The 12,394-nt window shown below is 72.6% G+C and carries 10 protein-coding genes; all 10 read right to left on the minus strand.

What is annotated here, in order from left to right; all coding sequences use genetic code 11:
- Window positions 1–91 precede the first annotated feature (91 nt).
- Entirely contained in the window at window positions 92–1,096 is a 1,005-nt protein-coding gene (locus MZV50_RS26485; RefSeq protein ID WP_289781907.1) for a protein kinase domain-containing protein, read from the minus strand.
- Window positions 1,093–1,488, minus strand: a complete 396-nt coding sequence (locus MZV50_RS08435; RefSeq protein WP_252633960.1) for a hypothetical protein — start codon at window positions 1,486–1,488, stop codon at window positions 1,093–1,095. Before MZV50_RS08435 ends, MZV50_RS26485 begins: the two co-directional genes overlap by 4 nt.
- Entirely contained in the window at window positions 1,485–4,073 is a 2,589-nt protein-coding gene (locus MZV50_RS08440; protein ID WP_252633961.1) for a hypothetical protein, read from the minus strand. The genes MZV50_RS08435 and MZV50_RS08440 overlap by 4 nt, the downstream gene beginning before the upstream one ends.
- Window positions 4,070–6,781 carry a hypothetical protein gene (locus MZV50_RS08445; RefSeq protein ID WP_252633962.1) on the minus strand — a complete coding sequence of 904 codons (2,712 nt, stop codon included), beginning with the start codon at window positions 6,779–6,781 and terminating at the stop codon, window positions 4,070–4,072. Before MZV50_RS08445 ends, MZV50_RS08440 begins: the two co-directional genes overlap by 4 nt.
- The gene (locus MZV50_RS08450) at window positions 6,778–7,329 is read right to left on the minus strand and encodes a hypothetical protein (protein WP_252633963.1); all 552 of its coding nucleotides are present in this window, start codon (window positions 7,327–7,329) and stop codon (window positions 6,778–6,780) included. Before MZV50_RS08450 ends, MZV50_RS08445 begins: the two co-directional genes overlap by 4 nt.
- Complete coding sequence (locus tag MZV50_RS08455) at window positions 7,326–8,102, minus strand: hypothetical protein (protein WP_252633964.1); 777 nt, start codon at window positions 8,100–8,102, stop codon at window positions 7,326–7,328. Before MZV50_RS08455 ends, MZV50_RS08450 begins: the two co-directional genes overlap by 4 nt.
- The gene (locus MZV50_RS08460; RefSeq protein ID WP_252633965.1) at window positions 8,066–8,884 is read right to left on the minus strand and encodes a GTPase; all 819 of its coding nucleotides are present in this window, start codon (window positions 8,882–8,884) and stop codon (window positions 8,066–8,068) included. Before MZV50_RS08460 ends, MZV50_RS08455 begins: the two co-directional genes overlap by 37 nt.
- Window positions 8,881–10,416 (minus strand): hypothetical protein, encoded by a 1,536-nt coding sequence (locus MZV50_RS08465; RefSeq protein ID WP_252633966.1) that lies wholly within the window; start codon window positions 10,414–10,416, stop codon window positions 8,881–8,883. Before MZV50_RS08465 ends, MZV50_RS08460 begins: the two co-directional genes overlap by 4 nt.
- Window positions 10,413–11,048 (minus strand): hypothetical protein, encoded by a 636-nt coding sequence (locus tag MZV50_RS08470; protein WP_252633967.1) that lies wholly within the window; start codon window positions 11,046–11,048, stop codon window positions 10,413–10,415. Before MZV50_RS08470 ends, MZV50_RS08465 begins: the two co-directional genes overlap by 4 nt.
- 179 nt (window positions 11,049–11,227) lie before the next feature.
- Window positions 11,228–12,301, minus strand: coding sequence for a tyrosine-protein phosphatase (locus MZV50_RS08475; protein ID WP_252633968.1), 1,074 nt, complete (start codon window positions 12,299–12,301; stop codon window positions 11,228–11,230).
- Window positions 12,302–12,394 lie beyond the last annotated feature (93 nt).

Genomic DNA, 12,394 nt, shown 5'->3' on the forward strand with positions numbered 1-12,394 from the left:
GCGGCCGCCGTGGGTGTGACGGCGCGGGGCGCGGGGCGCTGGGCGAGCTTGGGCCCGACCAGGGCGACCGCGGCGACGGCCGCGGCGGCCGCTACGCCTCCGGCGGCCCACCAGCCGAGCTTGCGGCGTCTGGGCGTTTCGCGGGCCAGGGTGAGCGGGGCGTCGGCGGTCTCTGGTTGCTCGGGCGTCTCGACGGCCATCGGCAGCGGCGGCAGGTCGAACGCGTCCGGCTCGGGCGGCGGGGCCTCCGCCGCGCCCTCGAACCAGGCGCCGGTCTCGGGGGGAGGTTCAGGCCTGACAGCCAAGTCCGGGCGTCGACGGGGCGCGCTTCGGTGGCGGGGGCGAGGCCGGCGTCGATCCCGGTGCGCAGCGCGGGGGAAGCGGCGACGTCGTCGGGCCAGGGGTTGTCGCCGGCCAGGCGGGCGGCCTGGTTGGCCGGGGGCGGGGGGCGGCCGGTCAGCAGGCGCTGGAGGAGGGCGCTGGCCGCGTAGAGATCGGCGGCCGGCCCGATCGGATGGCGCAGGGCGCCGTCATGGGCTTCCGGCGGCGCGTAGCCGGGCTCGACAAGGCCTTCCTGGCTGCGCAGCACGCGGAAGAACGGCCGACGGTCGACCATGAATCCGATCAGACGCACGGCGTCGCCATCGATCAGCACGGCGCGGGGCGAAAGATCGCCGTGGACGATCCCGGCCGCGTGCAGTTCCGTCAGCGCCTCGGCCAGGCGGCGGGCGAAGGCGGCGACCACCGGTTCGGCGACGGGGCCGGGATGCTCGGCCAGCCAGGCCTCCAGCGTCGGTTCGGCGGGCGGTTGCAGCCAGAAGACCCCGCTCGCCGCCCGGACGACGGTCTCTACCGGCAGGGCCGCGCGCGGCGCCTCGGCCTGCAGCTTTCGCCCGAGCGCTTCGAAGGCGTCCAGCGCGGCGGCGTATTGGGCCGTCGCTTCGGGGATCGGCGCGAAGCGCACAGCCTGTACGGTCTCGCCTTCGACGGCGAAGCGCTCCAGCGCGCCGGCGCGGCCCAGCGATCGCAGGCGCAGCGGCTTGCGATAACCGTCGACCTTCAGACGAAGTGGGGCCTGCGCCTGGAGCAAGGTCATGGCGTGTCTCCACAATCGGCGACGGCCCGGGACGCGGCCTCCAGGATCCGGTCGGCGTCCGGCGGCGACGGCGCATCGATCGGAGCCAGGGCGACGCGGATCGGCGTATCCGAACCGTCTCGATGCCAAACGCTTTCGACCCCGCCTCCGTTGAGCCCGAGCGTGGCGCGCATCAGGGCGGGATCAGCGGCGAGGCCGGAGCAGGCGAAAAAGTGCGGCCAATCGCGGGCCGCGGGACTGTCGGCGGCGACCTTCACAGTCATCCAGCGCGGGGCTTCGGCCTCGGTCGTCGGCGCGGGCGAGGGGCGGGCCATCCAGGCGCCGAGCCCGACGGCGGCCAACCACAGCACGGCGGGAATGGCGAGGAGCAGGCGCGAGCCGGGGCGATTCATTGTCCGCCTCCAGCGATCCACGCGTGGGCGGCCTGCGAGCGCAAGATGGCGGCGGCGACCGCCAAGGCTGGGGTCTCGGCCTGCCGCTTGTCTTGTAGGTTGACGACGATGGTCAAGCCGCGCACCGACTGGCCGTTCGCCTGCCGCACCGCGACGACGGCGATGGCGTGGCCGTCCAGCAGCGGCGGCTCGGCCGCGCGCAGCGGCAGGTCCATGACCCGGCCGTCCGGCTCGGGCTCGAAGTCTCCGGGTCGGCAATTGCGATAGCCGCAGGCATAGCGCTGCATCTCGGCCGCCGCCTGCTCGGCCAGGTCGCGCCGGCCGGCGACACGGACCTTGCAGCGGGTCTCCTTCAGGCCAAGGATCTGGCGCGTCGCCTCGGCCTTCGACTTGGGCGCGACATAGCCGAACTTCAGCACGCCCGCCGCAGTGTCCCAGCGCAGGCCGCAATCGCCACGCGCCAGCTGGCGCAGCAGGACCGGGCCGGGCTCGCTGGGAGCCTCGCCGGCCACCTTCATGGTGCCGGTCTTGCCGTAGAGGGTGACGTCCGGTGGATAGCCCATGGTGGCGAACTCTCGGCCCAGCCAGGCGGCGGTGCCGGTCTTTACGACGCGCGACAGACCGTCCAGCACCGGGGCGCGAACATGCGGGTTGCGCATCGGCAGCTGTGCCTCGGGCGGGCCGGCGGAGGCGGGGGTGAAGCGCGCGCGCACCGCCCGACCCGTGACGATCCGCGAATAGACCTCGGCCATCTTGATGGCGCTCCAGGTCGAGCGGCTGCCGCCCAGAACGGCCATCAGATAGTCGTTGCGGAACGAGGCGACGGCGTCGAAGCCCAGCCGTTCGCGCTCTGGCGAGGCTCCGGCCAGGGGCGAGGCGCAGGGCGGCGCCGCGCCGGTGAGGCCGCGCCAAACGGCGAGGTCGTAGCGGCAACCGCCGCCTTGGCCGGCGTCGAGGTCGAACAGCCGCGCCAGGCGGTCGGGCCAGGCCGGGCCGCGTCCAGGCGGCGGTCGCAGGACCCAGCCGAACGGTCCCGGCGCGGTCGCCTCGCCAAAGACCGGCAAGGGCGGGGCGTCGGTGCGGCTCTTGCCGTCCAGCGACCAGGCCTCGACCGGCCCCGGCGGGGCGCGCGGCGGGGCTGACGGCGCGGTCGGATCGCGATAGGCCAGCATCATCAGGGCCAGGGCGTAGCGGTTGTTGGAATGCTCCAGGAAGGTCGGGAAGTCGGTCATTCCCAGGCCGTGGTTGTCGAACCCACCCTTGCCGAGGTCCATGCCCAGCACGGTGCGGATGCGGCCCGTGCCGCCCCCCTGGATCTTCAGGCTGGCCAGGCCGGGATCGGCGTCGAGAATGGCCAGCGAGAATGGCCCCTTGACCATCGAGCCGACCGGCAGGCGCTCGAAATTGTGGTTCTGGTCCATCAGGTTCTGACCCCGGCGCGTGCGGCGCTGGGCCGGGGCGAGGTCGGTCTCGGCCAGGGGCCAGGATCCGACGGCCAGCACTTGGCCGGTCGTGGTGTCCATTACTGTCACCGCGGCCTTGAAGGCGTCGCCCGGGTCGGGCTTGGCGCCGGGCAGGGCGCTGGATCGCACCGTGGCGACGCCGGCGGCTAGAGCGTCCTGGGCGACCTGTTGCAGACGAGCGTCCAGCGACAGCCGGAGCGGCGCGGAGGAGCGACCGGTCATGGCGCGCTCGATCGGTTGGGCCAGGGGCTGGAGGGCGGGGAAATAGGCGCGGGCGCCCGACGGGGTGCTGTGGGCGATGTCGGCCGCGCCGCCGTCCAGGCGCAGGCGCAGCACCGACTGGCCGGTCCGCAAGGTGAGGGTCTCGCCGGGCGGCAGCGGCGTTAGGGTCACGTCGCCGTCGACGCGTGGGCGCGCGTCGCGGTCGCCCACGCGGATCTCCAGCATCGACGGGGTCTGCACCCGCACCACGGCCTGGTCGCCAACCAGCATGACCGAGCCGACGGCGTGAGGCGGCTGGTCGCCGTCCTTGAGACAGATCGATAGGGCGCGGCGCGGTTCGGCGGCGGCGGCTCTACGGGTCGGCATCAGGATGTCGCACGCGGCGGCGGGCGCGCCTTGCGGTTCCAGCCGGATTGGCGCGGGCGCGGGATTGCCCAGGGGCTGGAGACGAAGGCCCGGCGCTGCGCCGCCTCGGAACAGGATCGGCCCGGCCCAGGCGCCGCCCCCCGAATAGGGCCGGTCGATGTGGTGGGCGAAGGGATCGATGCCCTCGACCCATTGGCCGTCGTCGCTGAGCCTCCAAACGGCTGGATCCTGCAGGTCGGCGCGTAGGTATGAGGCGTTGACGAAGGCGCGCAGGCGTGGATCGCGACCGACCGGGCCGTCGCGCAGGGCGATGCGCGGCTCGCCCTCGTCGTCGTAGCGCACCGACAGCCACTGGCGCTGGGCGATGGCGTCGACCAGGCGATCGTAACCACTGGCGGGGCCCTGGCCGGAAGAGCGACCGAGCGCGGCCAGCACCGCCGGGGCGCCGGCGACCAGGCCGACCACGGCGATCAGCGGCGCGGCGATCGCCAGGGCGCGGCCCCAACCCGCGAAGCGCTTGGCGCGGCGGCTCATCGCCTGGCCTCCCGCGCCAGGCCCCAGACCGCCAGGGCGAACAGGATCGCGCCTTCCAGCAGGTCGCCGCCGGAGGTCGGGGCCAGCAGGTAGGCGTTGCGGCCGGTGAACGGGACGAGCTGGAGATTGGCCAGGGTCATGTAGGCCGCCGCGCCGAACAGGCACCACAGCGCCAGCAGGCCGGTGGCGCGACGGGTGTCGAGGACGGCGGCGCCCGTCATGCTCCAGACTGCGATCGGCGCGGCGGCCAGCAGAGCCAGGAAAAGGCCGGTGGCCAGGCGCCCGAATGGCGACATCAGGTGGACGGCGGTGAGATTGTCGGTGGCCTGGACCGGCTTCAGCGCGGTCAGGTTGGCCGGGGAAAGATAGCCGCGTCCCAGCAGTGAGCCGGTGTAGTCCGACAACTGCGCCGACCAGACCTTCAACGACTCCGCCTCGGTCGAGACATCGGCGCCCAGCGCCTCGGGGGCCGCGATCAGGTAGAGGCGCAGCAGATTCTGGCTGGCCTTGGCCTGGCGGTCCAAGGTGCTCAGGGCCTGCTCATCGCTGAGACCGCGCTGCATCTGGGCGGTGTGGCCGAGGCGGTCGGCATGGGCGGTTCCGATCGCCCCCAGGACAGGCAGGGCGATCAGCAGCGCCGCCGCCGCGATGGCCGGACCGGCCCACGGGATACGCGCGACGGAGCGACGCAAGGCCAGGCCCGCCGCAACCCCGGCGATGGGCAGGACCATCAAGGCGTAGCCGCTGTCACGCACCGTGAACGGCGCGACGAAGGTCGTCGCGACCAGCAACGCCCAGAACACGATCGGCCGGCCCCAGCCGCGGGGCTGGGTCTCCGACGCGGCCAGGAGCTTGCCGAAGCCAAGCAGGATCAGAGGCGTGTAGACGACGCTGATCGCCAGCACCGTCACCCCGAGGTCGATCCGCTCCTTCCAGCCGATCGCTCCGACGGCCAGGCGGACGACCAGCGCCGTGACCAGCAGCAGGACGCCGGAGCGCCACGGCGAGCCAGGCTCGGCCTCGCGCTTGAAACGCGCCGCCAGGCCGGCGCGCCAGACGACGGCTAGGCCCCAGATCGCGAGCAGCAGCAGGTTCAGGACGCTGAGGTGATGAGTCCAGGCCAGGACGCCGACCGCGGCCGCGGGCGGAGCGAGGTCCAGCGCCAGGTCATCGGCCTTGCGCGGCTCGCCCGTCCGCGCCCAGGCCAGCAGGGCGGCGGGGACAGCGACATAGGCGATGGCGGCGTCGCCGAGGATTTCCCGCCAGTCCAAGGTGGGGTCGGCTTCAGCGGCGGCCAGGCCGATCAGCAGTCGCAGGGCCAACAGGAGTTGCAGCAGGCTAAGGATCGTCCACAGCACTGGGCGGCGATTGAAGCGTTCGCGGCTGGTCAGCAGCAGGCTGGCGGTCCAGGCCAGGACGATCAGCACCGCCGGCCAGGGTGTCGCCAGCCGATCCAAGGACAGGTGGGCGGTGCGCAGGGCCGGGCCGGCGGCGGGGACGTCCAGCCGGGCGCGGGTGAAGGCGTCGCAGGCCGGACCTTGCGGCAAGCTCGGAGCCGAGCGCAGGGCGTCGGCGGTCAGACCGCCGACCACAGTGGCCTCCAGGCCCAGGCGGCGCGGCGCGGCGGCGCTATCGCAGCGGCCGATGATCTCGGTGGGCGGGGTGGCGAAGGCGATCTCTGCCTGGCCGTCGCGCTCGGCCAGGACCAGGCTGCGACGCAGCTGCAGGCGGCCGCGCCGCGCGTCCGGCCCGTCGAGCGCGCCATCGACGAAGCGCGGCTCGTAAACCTCGACCGACACCCCGGTTCCGAGCGCAATGGGGGCGGGCGCGGCATAGGGAACGACCCGACCGCCCCGAGCAATCCGCGCGCCGGGATCGGCCAGGACAATCGACCAGGCCGAGCCATTGAAGCCGCCTTGTTGGAACAGGAAGCTACGGGCCGGAACCCGCGCCGCGCCCTTGCCGACGCAGAGCCATCGGTCGCAGTCGCTCAGCACGCCGCCCGCCTTGGCGGTATCGGGGCGGGGGAAGAAATCGCGCAGCGGGTGGATCGCCTGGAGGGGCGTCCAGTCGTTGATGCCGCCGAACGCCAACAGGGTCTTTCGTTCGGGCATGGGCAGACCGGCTTCGGCGCCGGGACGCGCCGAGACCTCATCGTCGCGCCTGTCGGCCGGGACGAAGGTCCGGCCGCGCAGCACCGCCCACGCGGCGCCGGCGCGTTCGCAGGGCGCCTGGACGCAGACGGCGTCGCCCTCGGCGAAGGGCTGGGCGGCGGGCCAGGCCAGCTTACGGCCCTTGCGCAGGGCGATCACGGCGGGCGGCGGCGCGGCGTCGGAGCCGGCGACCACGAGCGCCAATGGCGGATTGTCGTCACCGGCCGATAGGTCCGGCCGCACGGTAGCGAAGCCGGCCGGCAAGCGTGGCACGACGAGGTCGTCGCGACTGGCGTCGCCGCCCAGGCTGAGGGGGAACTGGCGCACCTCGGCCGTAAGCCGCAGCAGCGACAGGCGCATGTCGCCCGTGCGGCCCTGGGCGGCCGCTATCAGCAGGCAGCCGACGACCAGGACGGCTGGCGCGACGATGCCGACGACCAAAGCCACGACGCGCTGGACCGACGGCTTGCGCCGCGCCGAAACGCTCTCCGTCGCCACGCGCCAGTAAGCCAGTCCGAGCACGAGGCAGATCACACCCAGCAGGACACCACTCATCCGCTGCCGGCCCTCCGCGCCACGCCGAAGGTGGAGCGCCCCAGGAGCCGCCAGTGATCGTGGGCTCGCTTCAGGACCAGCAGCCGCCATAGCGCCAGGCACAGCGCGGCGATTCCGACCAGGATCAGCACCGGCCAGCCCAAGGTTGGGCCGAGGGCGACGATGACCGGCGAGACCGCCGCCACGTGCTCGCCCGGCGCGGTGCAGAGACTGGCGTCGTCTCGCGCCAGGGCCCGCCGCGCCTCCCGAAACGCCGGGTCGCCGTCCATGCCGGTCCCCGAGCAGAGGTCATGCTTCAGCACCGCGCGCTGTGTCTCGCCCAACGCCGCGAGGCGTTCGGCGAAAGCCGGAGTCGGCGACGACCAGGGCTCCAACTGCGACAGGCCCAGCCGCTCGATCCATGGCCCGCCGCCGCGCGTCGGCGCCGCGCCGACCGTCGCCACGCCGAAGTTGGGCGTCAGGCCGAACGCCCAGATGAGAGCGATCAGGGCCATCAGGACCACGACACCGCTGGCCACCAGAGGGCCTATGCCGCCGCGCCGGCTCATGGGGCGGACTCCGCGACCGGCGCATCGGCCGGCGGACGACGCCGGAAGAGATTGGCCACGCCGTCCCAGGCGCGGCGCTTCTCGGTGTGCTCCTTCAGGCGCAGCAGGGCGCGGATCAGCTCCGTGACCCCGACATGGCCCAAGCGGTAGTTGATGGTCTTGGAGCCTCGCGCCACGCCCTCGAAGGCGGTGGCGAACTGGAAGCTGGCCAGCGCGAACCATTCGTCGATCTGGCGCGCCACGCCCGGCCTCAGGGTGTTCAGCATGGCGAAGGCGTCGGCCTTGCGTGGCTCGCGACGCAGGACCCGCAGCAGATGCGCCGCCTGCGGATGGCCCTGCAGCAGCCGTCGGATCGGCAGCTGCACCGCGTCGGACTTGTGGGTGAGGTCGTCGCTCTTGGACAGGACGATGAACATCGGCTTGGTCGGCTTCTCGCGCTCGGCCTCGCGGCTACGGTCGAATACGGCGTAGGCGTCCATCGACGGGTCGAGGTCGGGACCGCCGCGCTCCTCCATCACCACCATCATCTGAGCCATCAGGCCGACGCCGCTGATGTATTCGCCCAGCTCCTCGTGCTTGGAGGCCAGACGCTGCAGAGCCTGTTCGACGCCGCCCTCCAGCAGGCGTTTGCGTTCGCGCACCAGCGCCCTGAGCTTGGCCTGGGCCTTGCCGTCGCCGGCGTCCGTGGCCCTGCGGGCCTGGGAAATCTGCCGCTTCAGCGTCTCGACCTTGTCGATCAGCGCCTGGGCTGGGGGCAGGGTGGAGATGTCCACGGGGGCGCCTCGCCGGCCGCCGCGCGCCGCCACAGGACGTCGTGCGCCAGCTCCGACAGCAGGGTCTCGTCGGCCGGCAGCAGGGTCAGGAAGGCGTGGCCCGTGAAGATCAGGTGCCGCATCAGCGTGTTGGCCTCGCCCAGGAACGAGCCCTCCACGGCGCGCAAGAAGCGTTCGCCGGGGATGTCGATGACGTAGAAGTCGTTGGCGCCCTTTCGGAAACGGTGGGCGGTAAACAGCGTGGTGTTCTCCACGTCGCCCGGCGGCGCGCGACGCGGATAGCAGGCATAGGCGTCGCCCTCCTGCAACTCGTACTTCAGGCGGTTGAGGAACCAGGTCTTGCCGGCGGTCGGGAAACCCAGAAGCACCACGGTGAAGACGCCGGACTCGCGGATGCGGCGCAGGGTCTCGACATCCAGTTCGCGCGTGGTCTGGCCGACGATCGGCGCGACCGTGGCCGGTTCGGACTCCGCGACGGCCGGCGGCTCGGCCGAAGCGGCGAAGGCCTGGTCGACCTTCTGCTCGACAAGGGCGCGCAGGCTTTCGTTCAGGCCTTCGGGCGCCTGGGGCTCTGTGCTCGGGGTCTCGATGGCCGACGGGGTTTCCGGCGGCGTCATGCGGCGCAGGGTGTCGATGACCTCGTCCATCGTCACACTGGCGGCGGGCTTATCGACCGCGTGGACGGCCGGTTTGGCTACACGGCCTTCGGCCAGGGCGCAGTGCGGGCAGTCGACGAAGTCCTCGCCGGAGAAAGCGTTGGTGCAGATTTCGCAATAGATCATCGCGCCGTCCTCCCATCGCTGGCCGCGGCGACCAGGGCCCAGGCGGCGCGGGTGAAGTCGGCGGGGCGCTGGGCGTGGCGCAGGCCGGCGGGGATGGCCCGCGCGGCCAGGTCGGCCGAGAGTTCGGGCGCGAAGGTCTTGGTGGCGGCCAATACCGCTGGGTCGGCGAGGGCGGCGTCCGCCGTGGTTGGCGGCCTGGCGAGCAGCGCCGCCAGCGCCGCGCGGACTCGCGCCCCGTCATGGGGCGAGCGCTGGCAATGCAGTCGTAACAGTGCGCCGGCCAGGCGCCGCGCGCCTTCGTCGTCGAGGCGTTTCAAGGCGGCGTCCAGCACCGCGTCGAGGAAGGCCGTTCCGGCCAGGGCGAGATCGTCGGCGAAGGCCGGATCGGTCGTCAGGTCCGCCGCCCACAGACCGACGATCGAGGCAAGGTCGAGCTTGTGAGCGACATCGCCCAGCCAGGCGGCGACGGCGGGTTTGGCCATCACCGTGTCGAGTCCACGCAGGGCTTTCAAGGCGCCAGGGTCCGCCCCGTCGGCGAGGCCGCGAACATAGAAGGCCGCGCCTTGCGCGTCGGCGACGGCGACCAGGGCGTCGAAGGTCTCTGACACGCCCTCGCGCAGCGCCGCGCTGGCGGCGTCGCCGCCTTGGGCGTGGCGCATCACCGCCCGCAGCAGCGCCACCATGGCCGAGGGCGAGAGGGCCGCGCAGGCGCTGGCGATCTCCTCGAACATCACGTCGTCGGCCGGCTGGCGGGCCTTGTCCTGCGACCACTGGGCCGAGCGTAGCGCGGCGGCGTCCGGTTCGCGCTCGGCGATGGCGGCCAGCTTCAACCAGGCCTTCCACGCCAGGGGCGGCTCGGCCGTGGTCTTCAGCGACGACAGTTCGTGAGTGGCGGCGAAGACGGCCGGGCTTTCGACCGAGGGGTGGGTGACCAGCTTGAAGATGCGAGCCGGGTCGAGATCGCCGGCCGGGGCGATCAGGCTGGTGCTCACCCAGCCGGTCAAGCGCGCGCGCTGGGCCGAAGGCTCGACGCCCTCGATCAGGGCGATGAGCGCCGCCTCCGGGTCATCGTCACCGACATCGACGGCGACATCGCCCCAGCCGACGCGCGGCGTCGTCATCGGCTTGGCGGTCGGCGACAGCGCGGCCGGCGAGACCGTCAAGGGCTCGAGCCCGAAGGCCGTGTCGTCCGGCTCCGGCAGAAGACGCAGCAGGCGCGGGGAGGCCCAGTCGATGGCCTCCAGAAGGGCGGCCTCGACGATCAGCAGGTGGGCGACGGCGATGGGGCCCAGCTCGCCCTCGCCCAGATGGCGCGCCCGGACGACGGCGAAGGCCGAGCCGTCAGCGACCAGCGGCAGCATGCCCACGAACCGGCGGCGGCGCAGCATGGCCCAGCCGGCCAAGGACAGGGCGAAGTCGGACAGGCGCGCCTGGCGCTCGGACGTCAGGCGAGAGCCGGCGTAGCGGCGCAGGCCGTAATTGCGGCCCTGGGCCTTGGGCCCGATAACGGCGGTGGCGACCGGGGCGGTCATGGCTTGGGGACCGTGGTCGGCGTGGACGACGGTGTCGTGGCGTTGGCGGCGCCGACCGGCTGGGTCGAGCGGGGCGCGGCCTCATCGGTGGCCGCGGCGGGGCGGCCCAGCTCTCGTGGCGCGGCCCTGGCGGCTGGCGCGGGGGCGCGGGCCGGCGGCTTTTGGGCGCGGGGCGCCGGCTGTTGCGCGGGTTCGCTGGCGGCGGGGCGTGGGGACGGCGCCTCGACCGTCGGGGCGAGGGGAGCGATCGGCGCCGCGGTCGTCGCGGTTTCCGGCGGCGGGGCGGGTTCGCCTCGGCCCGTTTGCAGTCCCAGCACGAAGGCGAGCGCCAGCAGAGCGGCGGCGGCCAGGGCGATCACGCCCAGCGTCCAGGGGCGCAGTCGCCAGACCATCAGGCCCTCGGCCCTGGCGCGGCGGTCCAGCGCCTCGGCGATACGGTCGGCGGCTTCGGCGCTCAAGACCTGGTGCTGTTCGGCGACGGCGTCGCGCGCGGCTTCGCCGACCGCGCGGGTCAAGGCGGTCGACATCGGTCCGTCGGGATCGTCCTTCACCGATTTCCCGGCCCATTCGAGGACCAGGATGGCGAGTTCGCGCCGCAGAAGTTCGACGTCTTGAAAATGGCCGTCCGCCATCGCTCGGTCCTCGCCATTGGGCAGGCGGAGATGATCGAGTCCACGAGTGGCTCATCATCCGCGCGGACCGGACTATCTTGGCTCCAACATGAAGCGCGCCTGAACGAGCTTGGCCTTGGGGCTTGCCCGATTGTCGCGGAGAGGCGCGGCGCTGACGAGATCGCCCCGACCGCGCGCGGTCACCCCAGATAGATACGGCGAAGCGCGGCGATCTTGTCGTCGGTCAGGCCAAGGCGCGCCTTGGCCGCGGCGATCGGCCCGCCATACCGAGCATCGATCGCGGTCAAGGCGCGGCGCATGATCTCGGGGTTCGTGCCCAGGACCACCTCGAGCACGCCCACCGGCAGCTTGGCTAGGGCCTGGGACTGGGCTTGCGAGAAACCCCCGAACGCCTCGCCCCGCACCGCCTGCTCAAGGTAGTGGGACGTCGGGACATAGGCTTCGCTCAGCGCGTAGTCGGCGATCACCGTCTGGCGCGGCGCGCCCAGCACCGACAGGATCAACGCCGAGGCCATGCCCGTGCGGTCCTTGCCGGCGCTGCAGTTCAAGGCCAGCGGGCCCTGGTTGGCGAGCAGTCGCGCGAACATGTCGGCGTAGTGGGGCGCCAGCAGGTCCAGGAAGTCGACATAGGCGTTGGCGAAGCCCTGGATGGCCGCCTCGGGGGTCGTCATCTTCATCAGCCCGCTCAGAGCCGTTGTCCGATCGTAGCTGATCGCCGCGACCTTCGGGTCACCCGCCTTCAGGAACGGGTTCGGCTCGGCCTCGCGTTCGGATGGGCTGCGCAAGTCGCAGATGACGGTCAGGCCCAGCGTCCGGAGATAGTCCAGGTCGGCCATCGTCAGATCGGTCATCACGCCGGAACGATAGATCTTTCCCCAGCGCACCTGTCGGCCGTCGGCGGCGCGCCATCCGCCGAGATCGCGGAAGTTATGACCGCCAGCCAAGGGCAACAGCCGCTCGGCCACGCGGACCTGGCGACCATCGGCGGCGGTGACCAGGAAGTAGGGCCGGGGCGAGACCGGCGCGAGCAGGTCGGCCGCGCCGCCGCTGGCGGCCTTCAGCGGGCGTATGGCCGGCTTCTTTGCATCCGGATCAGCGGAGACGAACACCGATACCGCGTTCGCGCCGGTCCATGTCAGGCGGACGGCTTCGGGGGTGATGCGCGCGACCTTGGCGTCCAGCGGGGAGGCGACGCGGTCCGCCGCGGCCAAGGCCGTGGCCCCGGCGGCTGTCAGGAACAGGCGACGATCCATGTTCGGGCTTTCATAAAAGGCAGGAAAGGCCCCGCCCGGCGCTCGTGGCGCGCGGGCGGGACAGTTTCGCGCGGGCTTCAAAGGGGGCTCCGC

The sequence above is a fragment of the Caulobacter segnis genome (genome assembly GCF_023935105.1).
Lineage (GTDB): Bacteria > Pseudomonadota > Alphaproteobacteria > Caulobacterales > Caulobacteraceae > Caulobacter > Caulobacter segnis_B.

Excerpts from the sequence above, each read along its gene's own strand:
- MZV50_RS26485 (WP_289781907.1), bottom strand. The coding sequence starts at position 1,096 with ATGACCTTGCTCCAGGCGCAGGCCCCACTTCGTCTGAAGGTCGACGGT.
- MZV50_RS08450 (WP_252633963.1), bottom strand. The coding sequence starts at position 7,329 with ATGAGCCGGCGCGGCGGCATAGGCCCTCTGGTGGCCAGCGGTGTCGTG.
- MZV50_RS08440 (WP_252633961.1), bottom strand. The coding sequence starts at position 4,073 with ATGAGCCGCCGCGCCAAGCGCTTCGCGGGTTGGGGCCGCGCCCTGGCG.
- MZV50_RS08465 (WP_252633966.1), bottom strand. The coding sequence starts at position 10,416 with ATGACCGCCCCGGTCGCCACCGCCGTTATCGGGCCCAAGGCCCAGGGC.
- MZV50_RS08445 (WP_252633962.1), bottom strand. The coding sequence starts at position 6,781 with ATGAGTGGTGTCCTGCTGGGTGTGATCTGCCTCGTGCTCGGACTGGCT.
- MZV50_RS08475 (WP_252633968.1), bottom strand. The coding sequence starts at position 12,301 with ATGGATCGTCGCCTGTTCCTGACAGCCGCCGGGGCCACGGCCTTGGCC.
- MZV50_RS08460 (WP_252633965.1), bottom strand. The coding sequence starts at position 8,884 with ATGATCTATTGCGAAATCTGCACCAACGCTTTCTCCGGCGAGGACTTC.
- MZV50_RS08470 (WP_252633967.1), bottom strand. The coding sequence starts at position 11,048 with ATGGCGGACGGCCATTTTCAAGACGTCGAACTTCTGCGGCGCGAACTC.
- MZV50_RS08435 (WP_252633960.1), bottom strand. The coding sequence starts at position 1,488 with ATGAATCGCCCCGGCTCGCGCCTGCTCCTCGCCATTCCCGCCGTGCTG.